General features: G+C 67.6%; 23 protein-coding genes. 18 read left to right on the forward strand and 5 right to left on the reverse strand.

Annotated features, from left to right (window positions below; translation table 11 throughout):
- Positions 1-25: 25 nt before the first annotated feature.
- On the reverse strand, positions 26-2,530 hold the full coding sequence (hrpB, locus tag AC07NY_RS23670) for an ATP-dependent helicase HrpB (protein WP_494585842.1): 2,505 nt from the start codon (positions 2,528-2,530) through the stop codon (positions 26-28).
- A 78-nt stretch (positions 2,531-2,608) separates the two neighbouring features.
- On the opposite strand from hrpB, the gene trpA reads away from it, so the two are divergent.
- The 6 genes from trpA (at position 2,609) to AC07NY_RS23700 (ending at position 7,931) form a co-directional block, all read left to right on the forward strand.
- Entirely contained in the window at positions 2,609-3,454 is an 846-nt protein-coding gene (trpA, locus tag AC07NY_RS23675; protein WP_494585843.1) for a tryptophan synthase subunit alpha, read from the forward strand.
- Between the two features lie 106 nt (positions 3,455-3,560).
- Positions 3,561-4,457, forward strand: coding sequence for an acetyl-CoA carboxylase, carboxyltransferase subunit beta (gene accD / locus AC07NY_RS23680; protein ID WP_494585844.1), 897 nt, complete (start codon positions 3,561-3,563; stop codon positions 4,455-4,457).
- Positions 4,458-4,495: 38 nt separating this feature from the next.
- Positions 4,496-5,818, forward strand: coding sequence for a bifunctional folylpolyglutamate synthase/dihydrofolate synthase (locus tag AC07NY_RS23685; protein WP_494585845.1), 1,323 nt, complete (start codon positions 4,496-4,498; stop codon positions 5,816-5,818).
- 35 nt (positions 5,819-5,853) lie between these two features.
- Positions 5,854-6,276 (forward strand): hypothetical protein, encoded by a 423-nt coding sequence (locus AC07NY_RS23690; RefSeq protein WP_494585846.1) that lies wholly within the window; start codon positions 5,854-5,856, stop codon positions 6,274-6,276.
- 14 nt (positions 6,277-6,290) lie between these two features.
- Complete coding sequence (locus tag AC07NY_RS23695; protein WP_494585847.1) at positions 6,291-7,133, forward strand: aldo/keto reductase; 843 nt, start codon at positions 6,291-6,293, stop codon at positions 7,131-7,133.
- 132 nt (positions 7,134-7,265) lie between these two features.
- On the forward strand, positions 7,266-7,931 hold the full coding sequence (locus AC07NY_RS23700) for a L,D-transpeptidase (protein ID WP_494585848.1): 666 nt from the start codon (positions 7,266-7,268) through the stop codon (positions 7,929-7,931).
- Positions 7,932-7,934: 3 nt separating this feature from the next.
- On the opposite strand, the gene AC07NY_RS23705 is transcribed toward AC07NY_RS23700, so the two are convergent.
- Positions 7,935-8,819 carry an aldose epimerase family protein gene (locus AC07NY_RS23705; protein ID WP_494585849.1) on the reverse strand — a complete coding sequence of 295 codons (885 nt, stop codon included), beginning with the start codon at positions 8,817-8,819 and terminating at the stop codon, positions 7,935-7,937.
- A 139-nt stretch (positions 8,820-8,958) separates the two neighbouring features.
- Between AC07NY_RS23705 and AC07NY_RS23710 the strand changes: the two genes are divergently transcribed.
- The 3 genes from AC07NY_RS23710 (at position 8,959) to AC07NY_RS23720 (ending at position 11,432) form a co-directional block, all read left to right on the forward strand.
- On the forward strand, positions 8,959-9,855 hold the full coding sequence (locus AC07NY_RS23710; RefSeq protein ID WP_494585850.1) for a 2-dehydro-3-deoxygalactonokinase: 897 nt from the start codon (positions 8,959-8,961) through the stop codon (positions 9,853-9,855).
- Entirely contained in the window at positions 9,852-10,772 is a 921-nt protein-coding gene (locus AC07NY_RS23715; protein ID WP_494585851.1) for a ribokinase, read from the forward strand. The genes AC07NY_RS23710 and AC07NY_RS23715 overlap by 4 nt, the downstream gene beginning before the upstream one ends.
- A gap of 132 nt (positions 10,773-10,904) precedes the next feature.
- Positions 10,905-11,432 carry a retropepsin-like aspartic protease family protein gene (locus tag AC07NY_RS23720; RefSeq protein ID WP_494585852.1) on the forward strand — a complete coding sequence of 176 codons (528 nt, stop codon included), beginning with the start codon at positions 10,905-10,907 and terminating at the stop codon, positions 11,430-11,432.
- Between the two features lie 139 nt (positions 11,433-11,571).
- Here the strand turns inward: AC07NY_RS23720 and AC07NY_RS23725 are convergent, their stop codons facing one another.
- The 3 genes from AC07NY_RS23725 to AC07NY_RS23735 all read right to left on the reverse strand — a co-directional run bounded on the left by AC07NY_RS23725 (position 11,572) and on the right by AC07NY_RS23735 (position 13,482).
- Positions 11,572-12,165, reverse strand: a complete 594-nt coding sequence (locus tag AC07NY_RS23725; protein ID WP_494585853.1) for a TadE/TadG family type IV pilus assembly protein — start codon at positions 12,163-12,165, stop codon at positions 11,572-11,574.
- Positions 12,166-12,188: 23 nt separating this feature from the next.
- Entirely contained in the window at positions 12,189-12,686 is a 498-nt protein-coding gene (locus AC07NY_RS23730) for a TadE/TadG family type IV pilus assembly protein (RefSeq protein WP_494585854.1), read from the reverse strand.
- Positions 12,687-12,981: 295 nt separating this feature from the next.
- Entirely contained in the window at positions 12,982-13,482 is a 501-nt protein-coding gene (locus AC07NY_RS23735; RefSeq protein WP_494585855.1) for a pilus assembly protein N-terminal domain-containing protein, read from the reverse strand.
- A gap of 414 nt (positions 13,483-13,896) precedes the next feature.
- Between AC07NY_RS23735 and AC07NY_RS23740 the strand changes: the two genes are divergently transcribed.
- The 9 genes from AC07NY_RS23740 (at position 13,897) to AC07NY_RS23780 (ending at position 22,615) form a co-directional block, all read left to right on the forward strand.
- On the forward strand, positions 13,897-14,061 hold the full coding sequence (locus AC07NY_RS23740; protein WP_494585856.1) for a Flp family type IVb pilin: 165 nt from the start codon (positions 13,897-13,899) through the stop codon (positions 14,059-14,061).
- Positions 14,062-14,193: 132 nt separating this feature from the next.
- Positions 14,194-14,706 (forward strand): A24 family peptidase, encoded by a 513-nt coding sequence (locus AC07NY_RS23745; RefSeq protein ID WP_492286853.1) that lies wholly within the window; start codon positions 14,194-14,196, stop codon positions 14,704-14,706.
- Between the two features lie 122 nt (positions 14,707-14,828).
- Complete coding sequence (gene cpaB, locus AC07NY_RS23750; protein ID WP_492286854.1) at positions 14,829-15,608, forward strand: Flp pilus assembly protein CpaB; 780 nt, start codon at positions 14,829-14,831, stop codon at positions 15,606-15,608.
- Entirely contained in the window at positions 15,605-17,050 is a 1,446-nt protein-coding gene (locus AC07NY_RS23755; RefSeq protein WP_494585857.1) for a type II and III secretion system protein family protein, read from the forward strand. The genes cpaB and AC07NY_RS23755 overlap by 4 nt, the downstream gene beginning before the upstream one ends.
- Before the next feature lie 34 nt (positions 17,051-17,084).
- Positions 17,085-17,831, forward strand: coding sequence for a CpaD family pilus assembly protein (locus tag AC07NY_RS23760; protein WP_494585858.1), 747 nt, complete (start codon positions 17,085-17,087; stop codon positions 17,829-17,831).
- Positions 17,831-19,096, forward strand: coding sequence for a CpaE/TadZ family protein (locus AC07NY_RS23765; RefSeq protein ID WP_494585859.1), 1,266 nt, complete (start codon positions 17,831-17,833; stop codon positions 19,094-19,096). Before AC07NY_RS23760 ends, AC07NY_RS23765 begins: the two co-directional genes overlap by 1 nt.
- A gap of 80 nt (positions 19,097-19,176) precedes the next feature.
- Positions 19,177-20,625, forward strand: a complete 1,449-nt coding sequence (locus AC07NY_RS23770; protein ID WP_492286858.1) for a TadA family conjugal transfer-associated ATPase — start codon at positions 19,177-19,179, stop codon at positions 20,623-20,625.
- A 27-nt stretch (positions 20,626-20,652) separates the two neighbouring features.
- Positions 20,653-21,630: a type II secretion system F family protein gene (locus AC07NY_RS23775; RefSeq protein ID WP_494585860.1), complete on the forward strand. Its 978-nt coding sequence runs from the start codon at positions 20,653-20,655 to the stop codon at positions 21,628-21,630.
- A 7-nt stretch (positions 21,631-21,637) separates the two neighbouring features.
- Positions 21,638-22,615 (forward strand): type II secretion system F family protein, encoded by a 978-nt coding sequence (locus tag AC07NY_RS23780; protein ID WP_494585861.1) that lies wholly within the window; start codon positions 21,638-21,640, stop codon positions 22,613-22,615.
- The last annotated feature ends 120 nt before the right edge of the window (positions 22,616-22,735 follow it).

Here is a 22,735-nt window from a genome sequence, read left to right on the forward strand (position 1 = left end):
TCCGCCCGAGAATGACGCCCTTGGATTACGTCCCGCGTGGCTTGGCCCGCGTCGTCGGCAGCGCTGCGGCCGGGTCATCCGGCCAGAGGTGTCGGGGGTAGCGCCCTTTCATCTCGGATTTCACGGCAGCCCATGAGCCGCGCCAGAAGCCCGGCAGGTCGCGCGTGACCTGGATCGGCCGATGGGCCGGGGAGAGCAATTCCAGCACAAGCGGCACGCGCCCGCCGGCCAGGGCCGGATGCATCGCGAGGCCGTAGAGTTCCTGCACGCGCACCGAAATGGTCGGGCCGGCCTCGGCGGCGTAGTCGACCGCGAGCGAGGAGCCGGTCGGCGCGGTGAAATGAGTCGGCGCCTCCTGATCGAGCCGGCGCTTCATCTCCCAGGGCAGCAGGCTCGTCAGCGCCGAATCGAGATCGGACGCTTGAATCGCGGCGAGCGAGGCACGACCAAGGAGATGCGGCGCCAGCCAGAGTTCCGGGTCCAGCGCCAGACCTTCGTCGGAAAGGTCGGGCCAACCGGCCTCCGGCTCGGCCTTGCGCAGGAAGGCGGCGCGTTCCCTCAACTGGTTCTGCCCCTTGCTCCAGGGCAGGAGCCCGATGCCGAGCGCTGCGATGCCTTTGGCCAGTGCCTCGGAATTCTCGGGCGTATCCGCAACCGAAAGCGGTCGTTCCGACAGCGAGAGCGCGCCGTAGCGGCGCACGGCCCGGACACGGAGGGCCCGCGCCGTGCGGTCGAAGCTCGCCTCCTCGCGTTCGGCGATGGCGAAGGGGGCGAGGCCATGGGAGACGAGCGCCGCGATCTCCGCTTCGCTGACCGCGGCGGCCGCCATGATGCGGGCCTGCTGGGCCGAACCTGTCATCTCGGCGACGACGATATAGGGCTCGCGCGCCAGACGCTGCGACGGCTCCAGCGCACCCCCGCGCCCGTTGGCGAGAAGATATTGGCCGGAGCCCGGCGCGCGCGCCTTGGCGACCCGGTCGGGATAGGCGAAGGCCAGTAGGAGGCCGTGCGACAGGACTTCGCCGATCTCAAGCCGATCCTTGCCGATGCTGCGCTCGGCGGTTCGCGCCCAGCCTTCCGCGAGGCGGCGCATGTCGCCGGCCCGACCGCCGCGTTCGCGATTGAAGCGCTCCAGCCGCTCGGCGAGATCGATGGCATCGCCGCCGAGGCCGCGTTCGACCAGCACGGCGGCGAGATCGGCGGCAGTGTCCGCATGTCCGAAGCGGGCGGCCGCCACGACCATGCGAGCCAGGCGCGGTGGCAGCGGCAGCGCCTGCAGGGCGCGACCGTCCGGCGTGATCCGGCTATCGGCATCGAGCGCGCCGATATTGCTCAGGAGCGCGCGGGCTTCCTTCAGGGCGGGCGCGGGCGGCGCATCGAGGAAGGAAAGCGTCGTGGGATCACTGAGGCCCCAAGCGGCGCAGTCGAGCAGCAGCGGGCTCAGATCGGCCGAGAGAATTTCGGGGCGGGCGAAAGCTTCGAGCGCGCCGGTCGCGGCCTCCTCCCAGAGCCGGTAGCAGACACCGGGCTCGGTGCGGCCAGCACGACCCCGGCGCTGGTCGGCGGCGGCGCGGCTGACGCGGCGGGTTTCCAATCGTGTCACGCCGATATCGGGCTCGTAGATCGGCACGCGGGCGAGGCCGGAATCGATGACGACGCGCACGCCCTCGATCGTCAGCGAGGTCTCGGCGATGGCGGTGGCGAGCACGACCTTGCGCCTGCCCGCCGGCGCCGGCAGCACGGCGCGATCCTGCTCGCGCTGGTCGAGCGCGCCATAAAGCGGCGCGATCTCGACGGCGGGATCGCGCAACCTCTCGCGCAGACGCTCCTCGACGCGGCGGATTTCGCCCTGGCCGGGCAGGAAGACGAGCTGCGAGCCCGGCTGCTCGCCCAGCGCCAGCAGAACCGTCTCCGTGACCTGATCCTCGATGCGCTTCAGCGGATCGCGGCTGCGATAGCGCGTCTCGATGGGATAGGCGCGGCCCTCGCTCTCGATCACCCGAGCATCGCCCAACAGTTTCGCGACGCGGGCGCCATCCAGCGTCGCGGACATCACGAGGATGCGCAGGTCCTCGCGCAGGCCGCCTTGAGCATCCAGCGCAAGCGCGAGGCCGAAATCGGCATCGAGCGAACGTTCGTGGAATTCGTCGAAGAGCACGGCGGCAACGCCGTCCAGCGCGGGATCGTCGAGGATCATCCGGGCGAAGACACCTTCGGTGACGACCTCGATGCGCGTCTTCGGGCCGATCTTCGAACCGAGACGGACGCGCAGGCCCACGGTCTCGCCGACACGCTCGCCCAAGGTCTGCGCCATCCGGTTCGCCGCGCCGCGCGCCGCCAGGCGGCGCGGTTCGAGCACGATCAGCTTGCCGCCTTTCGTCCAGGACTCGTCGAGCAGGGCGAGCGGGACGCGCGTGGTCTTGCCGGCGCCGGGCGGGGCGACCAGCACGGCATTCGGCCGCGCCTGCAGGGCGGCGGCGAGATCACCGAGAACGGCGTCGATCGGAAGGGCGGTGTCGAAGGCGCGCATGCCCGGCCGATGTGGCGCAGGCGTAGCCTTCGCGCAAGCCACTCGCCAGCCGGCGCGTGTCATGCTAACCGCTGCGGCATGACTGAGACCGGCCAGACCCGCATCCAGAACCGTTTCCAGGCCTGCGCCCGCGAGGGCCGGGCGGCGCTCGTGACCTTCGTCACCGCCGGCGACCCGGATTTCGAGACCTCCAGCGCGATCCTCGCGGCCCTGCCCGGCGCGGGCGCCGACGTGATCGAGCTCGGCGTGCCCTTCACCGATCCGATGGCGGATGGCATTCCCGTCCAGCTCGCCGGGCAGCGCGCGCTCAAGGCTGGGCAGACCCTGCGCAAGACGCTCGCCATGGTCGAGAGCTTCCGCAAGGCCGGCCATGACACGCCAATCGTGCTGATGGGCTATTACAACCCGATCTGGGCCTATGGCGTCGAAGCCTTCCTGACCGATGCCCGTCGCGTCGGCATCGACGGGCTGATCGTCGTCGACCTGCCGCCGGAAGAGGACGAGGAACTCTGCCTGCCCGCTCTCAAGGCCGGCGTCTCCTTCATCCGGCTGGCGACGCCGACGACCGACGACAAGCGCCTGCCCAAGGTGCTGCAGAACACCTCCGGCTTCGTCTATTACGTCTCGGTCACCGGCGTGACCGGCGGCGCCATCGCCGATTACGGCGCGGTCGGCGATGCCGTCGCCCGGATCAAGCGCCATACCGACCTGCCCGTCGCTGTCGGCTTCGGCGTCAAGACCGCCGAGGATGCGGCCACCATCGCCAAGCGGGCGGACGGCGTCGTCGTCGGTTCGGCGCTGGTCGAGCGCGTCCGCCTTTCGCTCGACAGCGAGGGCAAGGCCACGGAAAAGACGGTTTCGGCTGTCACCTCGCTGGTCAGCGAGCTCGCCCAGGGTATCCGCTCCGTCGCCAAGGCGACCTGAGGCCCAAGTTTCGTTCATGGTCGCGTCGCTTGCCCACCGGCAGGCGCGACCCCATTTTCGGCGTGACGGCGCGCGAGCGCTGACAACCCCATCAGGGATTCATCCGATGAACTGGATTTCCGAAGTCGTCCGGCCGCGCATCAAGACGCTGTTCAAGCGCGAGAGCCCGGAGAACCTCTGGATCAAGTGCCCCGATTCCGGGCAGATGGTGTTCCACAAGGATGTCGAGGCCAATGCTCACGTCATCCCCGGCTCCGAGCACCATATGCGCGTCACCGCGCCGGAACGGCTGCGCCTGACCTTCGACGACGGCAAATGGCTCGATGTCGCGCTGCCGGAAGTCCCGGTCGACCCGCTGAAGTTCCGCGACGAGAAGCGCTATGTCGACCGGCTGAAGGATGCCCGCGCCAAGACCGGCATGCAGGACGCCTTCAAGATCGGCTATGGCCGGGTCAAGGGCCTGCCGATGACGCTGGCCGTGCAGGATTTCCACTTCATGGGCGGCTCGCTCGGCATGGCCGCCGGTGAGGCCTTCGTGAAGGGCGCCGAGACCGCGCTCGACAAGAAGACGCCCTATGTCGTCTTCGCGGCGTCGGGCGGCGCGCGCATGCAGGAAGGCATCCTATCGCTGATGCAGTTGCCCCGCACGACCGTCGCGGTCAGGCGCCTGCGCGCGGCCGGCCTGCCCTATTTCGTGGTGCTGACCAATCCGACCACCGGCGGCGTCACCGCCTCCTATGCCATGCTGGGTGACATCCATATCGCCGAGCCCGGCGCGTTGATCGGCTTCGCCGGCCCGCGCGTGATCGAGCAGACGATCCGCGAGAAGCTGCCGGACGGCTTCCAGCGCTCCGAGTACCTCAAGGATCACGGCATGGTCGACATGGTCGTGCATCGCCGCGACCTGCCGGAGACGCTCGCCCGGCTCGGCCGCCTGCTGACCAAGCAGCCGGCCGTGAAGGAAGAGGCAGCGTCCGCGCGTCCGGTGGCCGAAGCCGTCTGAGCGGTCCGAAAGAGTCCACGGCTGGGGGCCGTCACGCCATGGGGTCTTCCGACGCCTTGCTCGCGCGCTTCATGGCGCTGCATCCCAAGCTGATCGACCTCTCGCTCGGCCGCATCCTGACCCTGCTGGAGCGGCTCGGCGACCCCCAGAAGAAGCTGCCGCCGGTGATCCATGTCGCCGGCACCAACGGCAAGGGCTCGACCATCGCCTTCATGCGGGCGATCCTCGAAGCGGCCGGCCTCTCCGTCCATGTCTATATCTCGCCGCATCTGGTGCGCTTCCATGAGCGCATTCGGCTGGGCGCCCCCGGCGGCGGGCGCTTCGTCGCCGAGGACAAGCTGGTCGAGGCGCTGGAGCGCTGCGAGGCGATCAATGCCGGCGATCCCATCACCTTCTTCGAGATGACGACGGCCGCCGGCCTGCTGCTCTTCTCCGAGCATCCGGCCGATGTGCTGCTGCTCGAAGTCGGGCTCGGCGGGCGCTTCGACGCGACCAATGTCATCGCCCATCCCGCCTGCACGGTGGTGACGCCGGTCTCGCTTGACCATTCCGAATATCTCGGCGACACCGTCACCAAGATCGCCGGCGAGAAGGCCGGCATCTTCAAGCGCGGCGCCCCGGCCGTGATCGCGCCGCAGGAGCCGGAGCCGACCGCGGTGCTGGAAGCAGCGGCCGAGCGCGCCGGCGCCTCCAAGATCCTGATCGGCGCGCAGGATTTCAACGTCCACGAAGCCGGCGGGCGGCTGGTCTACGAGGATCAGGACGGGTTGCTCGACCTGCCGCTGCCGCGCCTCTCCGGCCGGCACCAGCACATCAATGCCGGCACGGCGATCGCCGCGCTGCGGGCCGCCGGCTACGGCGCCCTGCCGGCGCGCGCCTTCGAGGACGGGATGCGCCAGGCCGACTGGCCGGCGCGGCTGCAGCGCCTGTCGCGCGGTGCGCTGGCCGAGCTCGTGCCGGACCGTGCCGAGCTCTGGCTCGACGGCGGGCATAATCCCGATGGCGGGCGCGTTCTCGCGCAAGCCATGGCCGATCTCGCCGACCGCAACCCGGCGCCGCTGGTGATGATCGCCGGCCTGCTCTCGACCAAGGACGCGGCCGCCACGCTCGGCCATTTCAAGGGGTTGGCCCAGGTTCTCTACGCCGTGCCGATCCATAATTCGCTGGCCGCGCGCTCGGCCGAGGAGGTCGCGGAAGCCGCCCGCAGTGCCGGGCTCGTCGCCGAAGTCGCCAGCTCGGTCGAGCAGGCGCTACGGGCGATCGCGGCGCGCGACTGGCCGGCGCCGCCGCGCATCCTGATCTGCGGCTCGCTCTATCTTGCGGGCGAGGTGCTGTCGGATAACGGCACGCCGCCGACCTAAGTCTTTCCGCATTTCGATATGCCTTGGGGGAAGCCATGCCCGTTCCCGGACTGACCATCCTCGGCGCCACGCTGCTTTGCAGCCTGCTCGGCGGCTGCGTCACGACAGAGGGCAGCGCGTCCGGAGCGGCCGAGAGCCCGGAACGGGTGGCATCCGGCAAGCGGACCTTCCTGCAGAAGACCTTCATGACGATGGACGAGCGCTGCCGGCCGATCCCGCGCCCCAAGGGCGTGCTGACCGAGCCGCCCCGGCACGGCAAGGTCCGGCTGGCAACCCGCAAGGCCGCGGCGGAATACGGGCCGGGTCCGTTCCAGCATTGCAACGGCAAGATCGGGCCGTCGCTCGCCTTCGAATATACCTCGAAACGCGGCTATCGCGGCGCCGACAGCTTCCTCGTCCGCATCCGCTACGATGACGGCGAGATCCGCTACGAGCGTTTCGAGATCACGGTCGACTAGCTGGAGAAAGCGTCATGCAGCGCGGCTTCGGAGCCTCAGGCCCGCTCGTCCACTCGATCGGGCAGGGCAGCTGGTATAGCGAGCAGGGCGACCGGCGCGAGGCAATCGCCGCCTTCCGGCGCGGGCTCGATCTCGGGCTGAGCCATATCGACACGGCCGAGATGTATGGCGACGGCCGCGCCGAGGTGCTGATCGGCGAAGCCATCGCAGGCCGGCGCGACGAGGCCTTCCTGGTCTCGAAGGTGCTGCCGCACAACGCCTCGCGGCGCGGCGTGCAGGCCGCCTGCGAACGTTCGCTGAAACATCTCAGGACCGACCGGCTCGACTGCTACCTGCTGCATTGGCGCGGCCCGCATCCGCTGCCTGAGACCTTCGCTGCCTTCGAAGCGCTGAAGCAAGAAGGCAAGATCTTGTCCTGGGGTCTCAGCAATTTCGACGAGGACGATCTCGACGAGGCGCTCGCCGCCGCCGGCAAGGGTCGGATCGCCTGCAACCAGGTGCTCTACCATCTGCGCGAGCGCGCGATCGAGCATGCGGTGATCCCGTGGTGCGAAGAGAACGGCGTCGCCGTCGTCGCCTACAGCCCGTTCGGCCATGACGATTTTCCGGCCGCCGGCAGCGCGCCGGGCAAGGTCCTGGCCGAGATCGCCGCAAGCCATGGCGCGACGCCCCGACAGGTCGCGCTCGCCTTCCTGACGCGGCGCGAAAGCGTCTTCGCGATCCCCAAGGCCGGCCGGGTCGCCTATGTCGAGGACAATGCCGGTGCGTTGAACCTCGCGCTCTCCGAAGCCGAGATCGCCCGGATCGACGCCGCCTTCCCGCGTGGCCGCAAGCCCGCCTCGCTGCCGATGATCTGATCGGCTGGAAACCACGTTCCGCCTTCCGGCTTTACAAGCCGGGGGCGTCGGCGCTTTCCTAGAGTCAAGGGCGGCGGCCACCTGAGCTCGACAACGCCTCATCCAGCAGTAGCGTCTTTCGGAGTGAGTGTGATGCGTCGTGTTCTCGGCATCCTGGCCGCCCTCATCCTGTCGGCTTTCGCCGGCGCCGCCCATGCCGGCGTCGATGTCAGGGTCGATATCGTCGCCCAGCGCATGTCGGTGACCACCACCGACGGCGAGGTCTACGATTGGAAGATTTCATCCGGCCGCAAGGGCTTCCGCTCACCCAATGGCGTCTACCGCCCGACCCGGCTCGAAAAGAACTGGTACTCGCGCAAATATGGCGGCGCGATGCCCCATTCCGTATTCTTCCGCGGCGGCTACGCGATCCATGGCACGACGGCGGTGGGCGCGCTCGGCCGCCCGGCCTCGCATGGCTGCATCCGCCTGCACCCGGCCAATGCCGCCAAGCTCTTCGCGCTGGTGAAGAAGCACGGCTCCGGCCAGACCCGGATCGCGCTCAATGGCGCGGCGCCTGACAATCTCTCGCGCTTCGCCAAGGCCGCCTCGCCCTCGAAGGCCAAGCTCGCGAAGTCTCATTCATCCAAGCAGACGATCGCCAAGGCCAAGCAGCGTCATCAGGCGACGAGCGTCGCCCAGCAGCGGCGCGGCGGCGACTGGGAAGCGGCGCGCGGCCAGATCCTGCTGCGGCCCGCCCTACCGGCCGGCGCCTATGGCTACCAGCCCTATTACCCGAGCGGCTACGGCTGGCGCTAAAAACTAGATCGCCTCAGGCACGATCCTGAGCCAGCCTTCCAGCGTCTCGCCGGGCGCCAGACGCTGGAGCGGTGCGGCGGCGCGCGCCGGCGGCTCGCTCGGCGCGCCGATGGCGTGGCTCTGCGGCTCGACGCAGAGGAAGTCCGTGCCCGCCGGTGCCCAGACCACCGGGCAGTCGAGATTGCCGCTCGCGGTCAGGGTGATCGCGAGGCCGGTCGAGGGCGTCTCGATCCGGGCCGTGCCGTCCCAGCCGAGGAAGCTCCAGGCCGTCACGGTCTCGGCGCGGAAGGGATGCGCCTCGGCATAGGGCCCGCCATCCGCGAAGGCCTGCTGGCCCGTCGCACGGAAGGCCTCCCCGAAGACCAGCGCGCCGTCGCTGCGCATGACGAGGCGCGTGTCGGCGGCGCAGGGAAACCAGGGATGGTGTCCCATGCCGAACGGTAGTGCCGTCTGCGCCTCGTTGGTGATCGCCATCCGGATGGTCATACCGGCTTCGTCGAGTATGACCTCCTGCCGCGCCCGGTAGCGATAGGGGTCCTCCCCCTCCGTGCGGCGATGTTCGAGGACGGTATGACCGCGGTCATACCGCAGAACATCCCAGGCCGCCTGCCAGCCGAAGCCGTGGATGGCACCGCCGGGATCGTTCTGCGGCACGAGGAAACGCTGCTCGCCGTCGTCGACGACGCAATCGAAGGCGCGGTTGGCGAAGGGCAGCAATGCCCAGGTCCCGAAGAAATTCGGCGAGGCCGTGCCCGGCTGCCGCCCGGCAGGCGGATAGAGCACGTCGTGGCGGCGCCCGTCCGGCCCGCGCCAATTCAGGGAGGAGACGATGCCGCCCATCTCGGGATGGATGACGGCGTCGAGGCCTCCTGCTTGCAGTTCGAGCATCCGGCTTGTCCGATTCGTTCCCGCCATCGAGACCTGCAGGGTTGCCGAGAAGTCGAAGCTTGCACAAGGCTCCCAAGCGTCGGCTCTTGACCGGGCCGGGCGCGGCGGAGACAGTCGCGCCCCATTGCCGGAGCCTGCCATGCCGAAACCTCTGATCGCGCTCGACTGGGGCACGACCCGCGCGCGCGCCTTCCTGATCTCGGAGACGGGTGAGGTGCTGGAGCGGCGCATCGCCGATCGCGGCATCCAGTCGGTTCCGGCCGGCGGCTATACAGAGGCCTTCGCCGAACTGGCCGGCGATTTCCGGCAAGCCGCGCCCGATGCCGCGATCGTGCTCGCCGGCATGGTCGGCAGCCGCAATGGCTGGATCGAGGCACGCTATGTCGCCTGCCCGGCTTCATCAGCTGAGATCGCGGCGGCCGCGATCAAGGCCGAACTCGATGCCGCGACGTCGGCGACCATCCTGCCCGGCCTGAGCTGCGACGACGGCGCCTTCGACGTGATGCGCGGCGAGGAAACGCTGATCGTCGGGCTCGGCCTGAGCGACGGCATCGCCTGCCTGCCAGGCACCCATTCGAAATGGGCCGAGATCAAGCAGGGGCGCATCACCCGCTTCGCCAGCTTCATGACCGGTGAGATTTACGGGCTGCTGCGCAACGATTCGATCCTCGCCCGGCTGGCTGAGGCGCCGTCCGAGGCGGACATGGCTGAGGGTGCCGCGCGCGGCCGCGCCGCGGCCGGCCGGCCCGGCGGAGTGCTCAACACTGCCTTCGCGGCGCGTACCGAGGTCCTCGCCAGCCGGATGGCGGGCGGCGCGGTCGGCCCCTATCTCTCGGCGCTGCTGGTCGGTCAGGAGATCGCCGGCGCCGAGGCCTTGTTTGGCAAGGGCGAGACGATCCATCTCGTCGCGGACGGAGCGCTGGCCGAGAGCTATGGTGCCGGCTTGCGAGCGAGGGGGCACACCATCGAGCTGGTCTCGCCCGAGGCGGCCTTCGTCGCTGGCGTCAGGCGGCTCGCGGCGGATCTCCCGGCATGATCGTCGTCTTCGGCTCGATCAATATCGATCTCGTGACACCGGTCGAACGCCTGCCGGGGCCGGGCGAGACCGTGCTCGGACCGGGCTATGCCCTGCATCCCGGCGGCAAGGGCGCCAACCAGGCGCTCGCCGCCCGCCGCGCCGGCGCGGATGTCGTGCTCGTCGGCGCGACCGGGCGGGACAGATTCAGCGATGCCGCGCTGGCGCTGCTCACCACTGAGGGCGTCGATCTCGATCATGTCGCACAGGTCGACGAGCCGACGGGCGCCGCCTTCATCGCGACGGACCGGGAGGGCGCCAACCAGATCATCGTCGCAGCCGGCGCCAATGCTGCCGTCCGTCCGGATGCCTTGCGGCAGCTCGAGCTCGCGGCGGAGGATATCCTGCTCCTGCAACGCGAGGTTCCCGAGGAGGCCTGCCTGGAAGCCGCACGCGCGATGAAGCGGGCCGGCGGGCGTGTGATCCTCAACCTCGCCCCGGCCGAGGCGCCGTCAGACGCCCTGCTGGAGCAGCTCGACATGCTGATCGTCAATGAGCACGAGGCCACGGTTATGGCACAGGCGCTCGGGTGGCCGGAGCAGGACCCCGACCTGATCGCCCGCCGGCTGGATGGCGAGCGGCGCATCGCCACGATAGCGACGCTGGGCGCGGCCGGGGTGGTCGCCTGGACCAGCGGCACGCGCCATCGCCTGGCCGCCCCGCAGGTCGCGGTCGTCGATACGGTCGCGGCGGGCGACAGCTTCACCGGCGCCTTCGCCGCCGCGCTCGCAGCCGGCAAGGACACGCGTGCTGCGCTGCGCGACGGGCTTGCTGCCGGCTCGCTCGCCTGCACGCGACGCGGCGCCCAGCCGAGCATTCCCCGGGCCGCCGAGATAGCGGCGCTGGCCGTCACGCTCGCGGACGCAGCGGACCGGTAAGTCCGGGTTAAGCCTGCCCGCAATCGCCCTCGCTTCGCGCCCCGGTTGCACGCAAATGCGCGCAACCTCTTCACCTTTCGTCAGGGCTCGCTCCCGCATCGTGGCAGCACCGGCAGAAGGTCCGGAGGGCCCGTGACGACATCACCATTGACCTGGGCGTTGAGCGTAGCCGGCGCCGCGGCTGTCGGGGCGTTGTCCTATACACAGCTGGTCGCGCCGCGCGCGGCAAGCCAGGAGCCTGCCGTCGCGGCCGCCACGACGGAGCAGAGGGTTCCAGGGCCGCGCATCCCCTCGACGCTGGCTGTCGCGGCCGATTATCGCGGGCACTACATCGTGCACCCTTCCGTCGATAATTACCGCATCAAGATGATGGTCGATACCGGCGCCAGCATCGTGGCGCTGACCGCCGCAGATGCCCGCGCGCTCGGGATCAAGAGCGATGCCTCCACGCGCAAGATGATGCTCAGCACCGCCAACGGAATGGTCGTGGGCTTCCGGACGACCCTGCGGGAGATTCGGCTCGGCGATATCGTCGTGCGCAATGTCGACGCCGTCGTCCTGCCCGAGCGGGCACTCTCGATGAGCCTCCTCGGCAATTCCTTCCTCAGCAAGCTCCAGGGCTACGAGGTCCAGACCGGGCGCATGGTGCTGCGCGGCTGAAGCGACCCTGCTTGCCGGAGGACTGTTTCCTCCGCGGGCGCCCGGACGAGTTCCGCGTCATGCCAAGAGAAGCGCTTCGGCGGGGGGCCCAGCCGCCGAACCCGGGGGCTCGTCACAGCCGAGCCTCCCGCAAGACCGCTCAGAAGGTCGGGCAGGGGTTGGTTCCGGTCCTCACGACCTGTTCGATGTTCAATGTGCCACCGGCCAGGCCGTTACGCGGACGTGCATAGATCGGAGTGTCGCCGAGCGTGAGCACCCCGGTCAGGACGTAGCCGATGGCCGGCGTGTAACGATAATTCGCGCGCGACATGATGATGGAGGAGTTGGCGATCCGAACGCTGTCGGGAACCGTGACGGTGGAACCCCGGGCCAGCGCCGTGCCATTGCGCTGGTTGCTCCAGCAGACGCGCGCCACGCCGGAATCGTCGATCACGACATTGCTGATGGTCATGCTGGCATTGCCGGGAGCATAGGGCATCAAAATCGACTGCCCGGCATCGAAGATGCTCTCGACATCCGCAGGCGCGAGGGATTGAGCGCGCGCCGTGAGATCGGACAGGGCGAAGGTCAGTTGCGCGACCTTGCGGTTGACCATCACGAGCTGCGCCACCTCCACCATCCCGATATAGGCGACGAGCATCACCGGCAGCGTCATGGCGAACTCGACGAGCGCCACGCCTTCGCGATCGCGGCTGAACCTGCGCCAGAGCGGCAGGGTCGTCTTTCTCTGCATGTCCCTCATCCCTGCCCTCGACGCTAGAACGGCTCGGCCCGGAAGGCCGCGCTCGCGACGATGCCACGCCGGCCGGACCCGATATTGGCCAGGGACGTCGAGGCCCAGCTCGTCAGGAAGAGCTCGTAGTCCAGCACCGCGCGCACCACGACGATGTCGCTCTTCTGCGGCTGCACATAGGAGAAGCTGCTCGTGTTGAGATTGCCGCCCGCCAGGGGATTGGTCGCTGCGCTTCCCGAACTGGCATCGGCGAAGCTGCTGTAGACCCGGACATCGACAGCCAGCTTCGAGCAGTCGATCAGCCCCATCGGCGCAACCGCGCAGATGTTGTCGCGGAACTTCGCGGCGTTCGCGGCACCGGTCGAGGCCGTGTAGATGCTGCGCGACTGTCCGGTAACCAGAGAGCGCGAGACCTGCGAGACCGATTCTTCCAGGACCTGATTGGTCCAGAACATCAGGGCGGTCTCGAAAATCGCGAAGAGAAGCGCGAAGAACGGGACAGCGGCGAAGGCGAATTCCACCGCGGTCGCCCCATCCTGGGAGCGACGGAAGCGACGGAACAGCAAGCGGCCGGCACCGCGGCGCCTTGATCCGCCATCCGGCGAGGGTGCGTCTTGCAATCGTTCGAACATCCGTTTGCCCCGTCGAGCTTCGGCTCTGGCCAGAATCTCTACGGCAAAAGAATTTCAGATCGGTTAGGGGCGGCGTCGGCCAGCCGGAAGCGGCGTGAAGCTTTCGCTAACCATGGCCCACCGGCCTCAGCCATGCGTAGGCGCCTACGCGCGCGTACCTGATAGACGCCATAGACGCCGGCCGCTAGTTCCGCCCCGCCGTGGTCGCAAGCGCATTGCGGGCCGTCGCCTGTCCCGACGTGGTCGCGAAGAATTTGCTCTCGTCGCCCATCTGGACGGAAGGCTGGCAATCCGGATTGCAGGAGTAGCTCTCGCGATCCATGCCCCGCTGCACCGTCAGAACCTCATCGGACGCCTTGCCGACCCGCACCAGCGATTCCGCAAGAAGCACCCCGTTGGCATCGAGCGCGATCAGGTTGGTGACCCCGAAGCTCTTGCCGGTGACGATCATGACGCCGTTTCGCTGAACGGAGACATCCGCGATGGCGGGATTGCCGACCACGACCGTCTGCGCGTTCTCAGGCAGCCGCACGATCTTCGCGTGGTCGACCGTGACGATGACAGCGTCGGATTGCGCGCGCTGCGGCGCAGCTTCAGCGACACCGCAAGCAGCGATCGCGAAGGCTGCCGCTGCCGCCCAGCGGGTAAGCCAGCGCCGCCCTTCGGGAGCACGGATGATCAACATGGCGGCGCCTCAAGCTTTGCGACCTCGCCAGTGAAGCCCAAAATGATGAATCAAATCCTAAGCGCGCGGGGATCAGCGATTTCCCCGCGGCGGCCGCAGCTTGTCGCAACGGAACAGCGCTACCAACCATCGTTCACAGCCGAGCCTTCTGAAACTAAATCGACGTCGTCGGGTTCGTTAAACACCCTGTTTACCGACAATTTCTCACTACTAAAACTCTATTCATAGGTCATCTTTCAATTTGCATCTGTTAAATCGAGCGTTAACTACAGAAATAACGCCGCAAGAAAGCGGCCAATTCTTCAATCGGCTTAACCGATCAGAAAGAGGAGCGGGCTAATGTCACTCCTGTCGCTGACCGAAGCCACTCAGAGCACAGGCAGCCGTCAAACCGTGGTGTAAAGGAGTTTCAGCATGACCAACGTTTTCAAGCGCTTCGTCAAGGATGAGTCGGGCGCCACCGCCATCGAGTACGGCCTGATCGCCGCCCTGATCGCCGTCGCCGCGATCACCGCGATGACCACGATCGGCACCAAGCTCGTTTCGACCTTCACCGAGGTCTCCAACAAGCTGAAGTGAGATCACTTCGCTATGCCTTGGAAAGCCCCGGCCTGCCGGGGCTTTCTGCTTTCAACGCCCCCTCGCCGCAGCCGTAAGGCTTTGGTGATGGATCGGTGCCAGTATCAGCCGGGTTCCTGATCGGATCATGCCATGTCGCTGTCGTTGATCGTCCTGCTCGGGGTGTTTCCGTTCGCCATGGCCTATGCGGCCGCGAGCGACCTCGTTTCCATGACGATCTCGAACCGGCTCTGCCTCCTCTTGGTCGGATCCTTCGCGCTCTGCGCCGCCCTGCTCGGCCTGAGCCTGTCCGAAATCGGCTGGCATCTTGCGGCCGGCGGTCTCGTCCTCGTGATCGCGTTCGGCCTGTTCGCCGCGGGTTGGATCGGCGGCGGCGATGCCAAGCTTGCTGCTGCGACGGCGCTCTGGTTCGGCTTCGACCAGCTCATGCCTTATCTGATGATCTCCGGCCTCTTCGGCGGTCTCCTGACCATGCTCATTTTGATGCTGCGCTCGCGCCCGCTGCCGGCGCGCATGGAGAAGTGGTCCTGGCTGCGCCGTCTGCATGCCGCCAACGAAGGCGTGCCCTACGGTATCGCGCTCGCCTTCGCCGCGCTCCTCATCCTGCCGGAGACCGCGATCTGGCATGCCGGGATCGGAGTCTGACGGGCCACCAGCCGGAACGTCAGCGTCCTAAAAAAATATACGACCGATTAACCATAAGTTGACGTTTCCGAACGACGATCCGGAACGAGAGCCAATCACGCTTGGCCGAGGATCGTTCGTCCATGAGTCCCGCACGCATCATCATTCTCGTGGTCGCGCTCGTGGCAGGGCTAGGCGCAGCGCTGCTGGCACAGCGCCCTTCCAAGGAGCCTGACCCCGTCGCGAAGATCGAGGCCGCTCCGACGGTGCCGGTCCTGGTGGCCGCAACCGATATCCCCGTCGGCAACACGGTGACGGCCAATGACCTGCGCTGGCTCGACTGGCCCCTGGCCAGCGTGCCCAACGGCATCATCCGCAAGGACGAAGCGCCCGAGGCGGAGAAAGAGATCATCGGCCAGGTTGCGCGCTACGCCACCCTCGGCGCCGAGCCGATCCGCCGCGAAAAGCTGATCAAGACGGATGGAACCGGCTTCCTTTCAGCCGTTCTTCCCTCCGGCAAGCGCGCCGTCGCGATCAGCACCGACAGCCGCGGCGCCAACACCGCCGGCGGCTTCATCCTTCCGAACGACCGCGTCGACGTGGTCTCCACGATCCGCAGTGAAGCGTCAGGCAGCAGCGGCGAGAGCTATGCCAGCGAAGTGATCCTGCGCAACATCCGCGTGCTCGCCATCGGCCAGAACGTCCAGGAGCGCAATGGCGAGAAGGTCGTGGTCGGCGAGACCGCCACGCTTGAGGTCGATCCCGGACAGGTCGAGAGCCTGGCCCAGGCCCAGAAGACGGGCTCCCTCTCGCTGGCCCTGCGCAGCCTCAAGGATGCCGGCGAAACAACGCCGCCGACCCAGGCCGAAAACTCCATGACGCTCGTGCGCTACGGTGTCACCTCGAAGAGCGTGAAGCCATGATCAGATCCTCTCTCCGCATCGCGACCACCCTCGCGCTCGTCCTGGCCGCCGGCGGCGCCGGAGCCCAGACCACCGGAAGCGGCCCGGCCCCGGTTCTCAATGTCGGATCGAGCGAATATGCGATCTCGCGCCGGCTCGACCTCTCGATCGGCCGCTCGCTCATCGTCGAGCTGCCGCGCGACGCCAAGGAGGTTTTCGTCGCCAATCCGAAGGTCGCCAACGCGGTGGTCCGGACGGCGCGCAAGCTCTTCATCATCGGCATCGCCGACGGCTCGACCTCGATGTTCGTGATGGACGGCGACGGTCAGCAGATCACCGCGCTCGACATCAATGTCGGACGCGACCTCAACGTGCTCAAACAGACACTGCGCACGGCGCTGCCGAACTCGCAGATCGACATCAAGCCGGCGGGCGATTCGATCCTGCTCGTCGGAGTGGTGCCGAACGCCTCGGAAGCGACCCAGGCCGTCGACATCGCCAAGGCCTTCGTCGGCGGCGCCTCCTCCTGGCGCAGCGGCACGGTGATCAACTCACTGACGCTGCGCGACCGCGACCAGGTGATGGTGAAGGTCACGGTGTCGGAGATCTCGCGGAAGGCGATCAAGCAGCTCGGCATCAACTCGACCGGCGAATGGAAGCTCGGCAAGTTCTCGATAACGCCATCGATCGAGAATCCGTTCCCCCTCCAGCCGCAGCAGCTCTCCGCCACCGCGATCGGCGCCGGTCTCGGCAACACCCAGAACTTCACGCTGCGGGCGCTTGAGCGCGCCGGCATGGCGCGCGTCCTGGCCGAGCCCACGGTCACCGCCATCTCGGGCGAGAGCGCGAAATTCACAGCGGGCGGCGAGGTGCCGGTTCCGAAGGGCCAGAACTGCTCCTACGACGTCTTCAACCGCCGCACCTGCCAGGTCCAGATCGAGTACAAGCCGATCGGCGTCGCCCTCAACTTCACGCCGATCGTGATGTCCGACACCAAGATCAGCATGCGCATCGCCACCGAGGTCACCGAGCTCGATTTCGAGAACCAGCTGCGCATGGGCGGCGCCAACGAGGAGGCGCTCAACACGCCCGCCTTCCGCGTCCGCAAGTCCGATACCACGGTCGAACTGCCCTCGGGTGGCACGCTGGCCACGGCCGGCCTGATCCAGCGCGTCTCGAAGCAGTCGATCAACGGCCTGCCCGGGCTGATGAACCTGCCGATCATCGGCACGCTGTTCCGCTCGCGCGACTACCAGCGCGAGGAGACCGAGCTGATGATCATGGTCACGCCCTACATCGCCAAGCCGATGCAGCCGAACCAGATCCAGAGGCCGGATGACGGCTTCGTCGAGGCGCACGATTCCCAGGCGATCCTGCTCGGGCGGCTCAACAAGATTTACGGCAGCGGCGGCGGCCCGGTTCCCCAGGCCTACAAGGGTCGCGTCGGCTTCATCGCCGACTGAGCGCCCGATGACAACGATGATGGATGGCCCGACCATGACGGTTTCCTCCCGGATCGACTCGACAGGACCGCGCCTGATCGTTGCCGTGCTGGCACTCGGCGCCATCCTCGGCGGCTGCGCCAAGCGCACGGCCGAATCCGACACGCTCGCCTTCGGGCCGGACGACATCCGCGAGCGGCACCCGATCGTGCTCCGCGACGCGCCACGCTCGCTCGACGTCTTCGTCGGGCGCAGCGGCGGCACGCTCGACGCCCGGCAGGCGGAGGATGTCGCGAACTTCGCCCGCGAGTTCCGCCGTTCCGGCAAGGGCGGCCTCGTCGCGGAGGTCCCGACCGGAGCCCGCCGCGATCACGCCACCCAGGACACGCTGCACGGCATCCGGACGGCTCTGTCGCGCGGCGGCGTCTCGCCCGGCGTCCTCAGCGTGCGCAGCTACCCGATCCAGGACCCGGGGCTCGCCTCGCCGATCCGCCTGACGTTCGCCTCACTCCAGGCGAGCGTCCCGCATAACTGCGGGCAGTGGCCGACCGATCTTGGCAGCTCCGACTTCCGGTACTCGTCCTCGAACGCCCCCTACTGGAACCTCGGCTGTGCCTCGCAGGCGACACTGGCGGCGCAGGTCGCCGATCCGATCGACCTCGTCCGGTCGCGCGAGGAGGGCCGTCCCGACCTGGTCAAGCGTATGGGCGCCATCTCCAAGATCCGCGAGGGTCGCGATCCCTCGACCCAGTACCGGCAGGCGACTCCGCAGATCAACGCTACCGTCGGGGGCAGCAACTGATGCAGGCCGATCCCCACGAGAGCCAGACCAGCGAGCTGCCGAGCGACGAGACCATCGCGCCGCTGCCGCGCATCACGCTGCAGGCCTTCTGCGAAACCCCGGCCGTCGCCGCGACCATGCAGGCGGCCGTGGCCGACAGGCGCATGGACAAGGCCCATGCGCGCATCCAGATGGGCGGCCCCGCGGCCGCCGTCGAAGCCTTCCGCGCGGCGCCGACGCCGAACATCATCGTGCTCGAGGCGGTGGCCGACCCGGCGACGCTCGTGGCGCATCTCGAAGCCCTGTCCGAAAGCTGCGACCCCGGCACCAAGGTCGTCGTGATCGGCCATGTCAACGATGTCCAACTCTATCGCGACCTGATCCGCCGCGGCGTCAGCGAATATCTCATCGCGCCGCTGGAGCCTCTCGACGTCCTGCGCACGCTTTCGGAGCTCTATATCACCCCGGAAGCCCGCAACCTCGGCCGCGTGATCGCGGTCATGGGCGCCAAGGGCGGCGTCGGCGCCTCGACGGTCGCGCATAACGTCTCCTGGGCGATCGCGCGCAATCTCGACGCCTCGACCGTGATCGTCGACCTCGACATCGCCTTCGGCACGGCCGGCCTCAACTTCAACCAAGACCCGCCGCAAGGCATCGCGGAAGCGGTGTTCGCGCCGGAACGCCTCGATTCCAACCTGCTGGACAGGCTCCTGTCGCGCTGCAGCGACAATCTCGCGCTGCTCGCCGCCCCCGCGATCCTCGACCGGACGGTCGATCTCGACGAGGACGCGCTCGAACAGCTCCTCGAATTGCTGCGCGCCAGCGTGCCCTGCATCATCCTCGACGTGCCGCACCAGTGGAATGCCTGGGTGAAGCGGACGGTGCTCGGCGCCGACGAGATCGTCATCGTGGCCGAGCCGGAGCTCGCCTCGCTGCGCAACGCCAAGAACATGGTCGACCTGTCGCGCGCGACCCGGCCGAATGACGGGGTCGCGCGGCTCGTCCTCAACCGCGTCGGCGTGCCCAAGCGGCCCGAGATCAGCGCCGCCGAGTTCTCCAAGGCGCTCGGCATCGATGTGCTCAGCACGGTTCCCTTCGACGCCCAGCTCTTCGGAACGGCCGCCAATAACGGCCAGATGATCGCCGAGGTGCAGGCCGGCAGCAAGGCGACCGAAGCCTTTACCCAGATCGCCAGCGCCCTGACCGGGCGCGGCGAAGCCAAGCGGAGCCGGCGCAGCCTGCTCGAACCGTTCGTCGCGAAGCTGAAGCGCCGCAAGGCCTCGTGACCGGCGGAGACGAACGATGACGGGGATACGCCCGGACGCCAGGCGGGAGACCGGCCCGGAGCGGGCGGGAGAGTGTTGAGATGTTCGGCAAGCGATCCGCAGGCGCAGGTACCGCGCCCAACCTGAACGCAAGGATGCCCGCAGCCGCACCGGCCGCGCCGCGCAAGCCCGAAGCTGCGCCTGCCGCCGTGGAGGAGCGCAAGGTCGCGCAGGTCGCCGAGACAGCGCCACGCTCCGAAGACTACTACCAGATGAAGAGCATGATCTTCGGGGCGCTGATCGAGGCCATCGATCTGTCGCAGCTCGCGAAGCTCGACTCGGAATCGGCGCGCGAGGAAATCCGCGACATCATCAACGAGATCATCTCGCTGAAGAACGTCGTCCTCTCGATCGCCGAGCAGGAGGAACTGCTCGACGACATCTGCAACGACGTGCTCGGCTACGGGCCGCTCGAACCACTGCTGGCCCGCGACGACATCGCCGACATCATGGTCAACGGCGCCGGCCGGACCTTCATCGAAACCGCCGGCAAGATCCAACTCACCAACATCCGCTTCCGCGACAACGCGCAGCTGATGAACATCTGCCAGCGCATCGTCAGCCAGGTCGGCCGCCGCGTCGACGAGAGTTCGCCGATCTGCGACGCGCGCCTCGCCGACGGCTCGCGCGTCAACGTCATCGCCCCGCCGCTGGCGATCGACGGCCCGGCGCTGACCATCCGCAAGTTCAAGAAGGACAAGCTGACGCTCGACCAGCTCGTCAAGTTCGGGGCGATCTCGCCGCCGGGCGCCGAACTCCTGAAGATCATCGGCCGCGTCCGCTGCAACATCGTCATCTCGGGCGGCACCGGCTCGGGCAAGACGACGCTATTGAACTGCCTGACCAACTATATCGACCATGACGAGCGCGTCATCACCTGCGAGGACGCCGCCGAGCTCCAGCTTCAGCAGCCCCATGTGGTGCGCCTCGAAACCCGCCCGCCCAATCTCGAGGGCACGGGCGCGGTGACGATGCGCGACCTCGTCAAGAACTGCCTGCGCATGCGCCCCGAACGCATCATCGTCGGCGAGGTGCGCGGACCGGAAGCCTTCGACCTGCTCCAGGCGATGAACACCGGCCATGACGGCTCGATGGGAACGCTGCACGCCAACTCGCCGCGCGAATGCCTGAGCCGTGTCGAATCGATGATCACGATGGGCGGCTTCTCGCTGCCCTCGAAGACCCTGCGCGAGATGCTGTGCTCCTCGGTCGACGTCATCATCCAGGCCCAGCGCCTGCGCGACGGCTCGCGCCGGATCACCCACATCACGGAGGTGATGGGCATGGAAGGCGAGGTGATCACGACCCAGGACCTGATGCTCTACGACATCGTCGGCGAGGACGCTGCCGGCAAGCTGATCGGCCGCCACCGCTCCACCGGTGTCGGGCGTCCGCGCCTCTGGGAGCGCGCGCGCTATTTCGGCGAGGAGCAGCGCCTGGCGGCCGCCCTCGACCAGCTCGAGGAGGCGGGTGTCAGCAATGCCATCTGAGCGCAGGGTCTCACCGGGGTTCCAGTCATGAGCACGAGCACGCTCGCAATCGCGCTCCTGGCCATGCTCGCCGTCGGCGGCGCGGTCTACGCCCTGCTCTACCCGACGCTCAGCGGCGAGAAGCGCGCCGAGAAGCGCCGCAAGGAATTCGCCGGCCCGAGCGCGGTCCGCGGCATCGACCGGGAAGCGCAGGCGCGCAACAAGCGTGGCCAGATCGCACAGAGCCTCAAGGAGATCGAGAACCGCGAGAACGCGCGCAACAAGGTCTCGCTCGAGCAGCGCATCGCCCAGGCGGGCCTGTCCTGGACAGCCAAGAAATACTACGTGATCAGCGCGACAATCGCGATCGTCATGGGACTTGCGCTCTGGATCGTGAGCGGCAGCTGGATCCTGGCACTGGGCGGCCTCTTCATCGGCGGCTTCGGCATGCCTGCCTGGTTCCTGAAGCGTTGCAAGGACCGGCGGCTGAAGTCGTTCGGCGTCGAGTTCCCGAACGCGCTCGACGTGGTCGTGCGCGGCATCAAGGCGGGCCTGCCCGTCAATGATTGCCTTCGCATCATCGCCAGCGAGGCGCAGGAGCCGGTGAAGACCGAGTTCCGGCTGATGATCGAAGCGCAGGCGCTGGGCCTGCCGCTGGCGGAGGCCGCCACCAAGCTCTATGAGCGCATGCCCTGCGCCGAGGCCAATTTCTTCGGTATCGTCATCGCCATCCAGCAGAAGACCGGCGGCAATCTTTCCGAGACGCTCGGTAACCTCTCGCGGGTGCTGCGCGAACGGCGCAAGATGCGCGACAAGATCCGGGCCGTCTCGACGGAAGCCAAGACCTCCGCGGCGATCATCGGCGCCCTGCCCCCGACCGTGGGCGTGCTCGTCTGGGTCACCACGCCGAAATATATCGAGATCCTGTGGTTGACCCAGGCCGGCAAATTCGCGCTGGTCGCGAGCGCGATCTGGATGCTGATGGGCATCCTGGTCATGCGCAAGATGATCAATTTCGACATCTGAGGCGGCAATGATTTCCCAGATCGTCAACAGCGTCACCAATCCGCAGTTCATGCTGGCGCTGCTGGCCGCCATCGCGGCGGCGGCCACCGTGATCACGATCGCGATTCCGCTGACCGAGGGCAACAATCTCCAGAAGCGCATGAAGAACGTCGCGACGGAGCGCGACAAGATCCGTGCCCGCGAGCGCGAGCGGCTCAACCGGCAAAACGAGAAGGTCTCGCTGCGCCAGGAGCCCAAAGCCTACATGCGACGCGTCGTGGAGCGGTTCAAGCTGGGCGACTGGCTCGGCACCGAGACCGCCAAGAAGCAGCTCGCGATGGCCGGCCATCGCGGCCCGCAGGCGGAGATCGCCTTCCTGTTCTTCCGCCTCGCAGCCCCCGTCGGCCTGTTCCTGTTCGTGCTTTTCTACCTCTTCGTGATCAATGATTTCGGCCAGAGCTTCACGATCAAGATCGCCATCGGCATCGCAGGCGCCTATCTTGGCATCAAGGCACCCGAGATCTTTCTGTCGAACCAGATCACCAAGCGGCAGGCGTCGATGCGGCTGGCCTTTCCGGATGCGCTCGACCTCCTGCTGATCTGCGTCGAATCCGGCATGTCCATCGAAAATGCCTTCCGCAAGGTCGGGGGCGAGATCGGCAATCAGTCGGTGCCGCTGGCGGAGGAGTTCGCGCTGTGCACGGCCGAGCTCTCCTATCTCAGCGACCGCCGCATCGCCTATGAGAACCTTGCGATCCGCACCGGCCTCGAGAGCGTGAAGTCGGTCTCGACGGCGCTGATCCAGGCCGAGCGCTACGGCACGCCGCTCGGCACGGCACTTCGCACGCTCGCCCAGGAAAGCCGCGACCAGCGCATGTCGGCCGCCGAGATGAAGGCCGCCTCCCTGCCGCCGAAGCTCACCGTGCCGATGATCCTGTTCTTCCTGCCGGTGCTGTTCGTGATCATCCTGACGCCGGCCCTGGTACAGGTCTTCAAATGGGAGTGAGGCCCCCAATGGGCGGCCGCTCGATTTGAGAGCTGCAAAGGCGCAACCCATCGGATAAAGCAGAAAGGCCGGAGCCCCAAAGCTCCGGCCTTCTTTGATTGTGTCCGGTTTCCGGCGCGA

It is taken from the genome of Allobosea sp. GW821-FHT09G06 (assembly GCF_059416005.1).

Excerpts from the sequence above, each read along its gene's own strand:
- AC07NY_RS23710 (WP_494585850.1), top strand. The coding sequence starts at position 8,959 with ATGCCGAAACCTCTGATCGCGCTCGACTGGGGCACGACCCGCGCGCGC.
- AC07NY_RS23690 (WP_494585846.1), top strand. The coding sequence starts at position 5,854 with ATGCCCGTTCCCGGACTGACCATCCTCGGCGCCACGCTGCTTTGCAGC.
- AC07NY_RS23700 (WP_494585848.1), top strand. The coding sequence starts at position 7,266 with ATGCGTCGTGTTCTCGGCATCCTGGCCGCCCTCATCCTGTCGGCTTTC.
- AC07NY_RS23715 (WP_494585851.1), top strand. The coding sequence starts at position 9,852 with ATGATCGTCGTCTTCGGCTCGATCAATATCGATCTCGTGACACCGGTC.
- AC07NY_RS23780 (WP_494585861.1), top strand. The coding sequence starts at position 21,638 with ATGATTTCCCAGATCGTCAACAGCGTCACCAATCCGCAGTTCATGCTG.
- AC07NY_RS23705 (WP_494585849.1), bottom strand. The coding sequence starts at position 8,819 with ATGCTCGAACTGCAAGCAGGAGGCCTCGACGCCGTCATCCATCCCGAG.
- trpA (WP_494585843.1), top strand. The coding sequence starts at position 2,609 with ATGACTGAGACCGGCCAGACCCGCATCCAGAACCGTTTCCAGGCCTGC.
- AC07NY_RS23745 (WP_492286853.1), top strand. The coding sequence starts at position 14,194 with ATGTCGCTGTCGTTGATCGTCCTGCTCGGGGTGTTTCCGTTCGCCATG.
- AC07NY_RS23770 (WP_492286858.1), top strand. The coding sequence starts at position 19,177 with ATGTTCGGCAAGCGATCCGCAGGCGCAGGTACCGCGCCCAACCTGAAC.
- hrpB (WP_494585842.1), bottom strand. The coding sequence starts at position 2,530 with ATGCGCGCCTTCGACACCGCCCTTCCGATCGACGCCGTTCTCGGTGAT.
- AC07NY_RS23735 (WP_494585855.1), bottom strand. The coding sequence starts at position 13,482 with ATGTTGATCATCCGTGCTCCCGAAGGGCGGCGCTGGCTTACCCGCTGG.
- accD (WP_494585844.1), top strand. The coding sequence starts at position 3,561 with ATGAACTGGATTTCCGAAGTCGTCCGGCCGCGCATCAAGACGCTGTTC.
- AC07NY_RS23725 (WP_494585853.1), bottom strand. The coding sequence starts at position 12,165 with ATGCAGAGAAAGACGACCCTGCCGCTCTGGCGCAGGTTCAGCCGCGAT.
- AC07NY_RS23685 (WP_494585845.1), top strand. The coding sequence starts at position 4,496 with ATGGGGTCTTCCGACGCCTTGCTCGCGCGCTTCATGGCGCTGCATCCC.
- AC07NY_RS23775 (WP_494585860.1), top strand. The coding sequence starts at position 20,653 with ATGAGCACGAGCACGCTCGCAATCGCGCTCCTGGCCATGCTCGCCGTC.
- AC07NY_RS23765 (WP_494585859.1), top strand. The coding sequence starts at position 17,831 with ATGCAGGCCGATCCCCACGAGAGCCAGACCAGCGAGCTGCCGAGCGAC.
- cpaB (WP_492286854.1), top strand. The coding sequence starts at position 14,829 with ATGAGTCCCGCACGCATCATCATTCTCGTGGTCGCGCTCGTGGCAGGG.
- AC07NY_RS23755 (WP_494585857.1), top strand. The coding sequence starts at position 15,605 with ATGATCAGATCCTCTCTCCGCATCGCGACCACCCTCGCGCTCGTCCTG.
- AC07NY_RS23760 (WP_494585858.1), top strand. The coding sequence starts at position 17,085 with ATGACGGTTTCCTCCCGGATCGACTCGACAGGACCGCGCCTGATCGTT.
- AC07NY_RS23740 (WP_494585856.1), top strand. The coding sequence starts at position 13,897 with ATGACCAACGTTTTCAAGCGCTTCGTCAAGGATGAGTCGGGCGCCACC.
- AC07NY_RS23695 (WP_494585847.1), top strand. The coding sequence starts at position 6,291 with ATGCAGCGCGGCTTCGGAGCCTCAGGCCCGCTCGTCCACTCGATCGGG.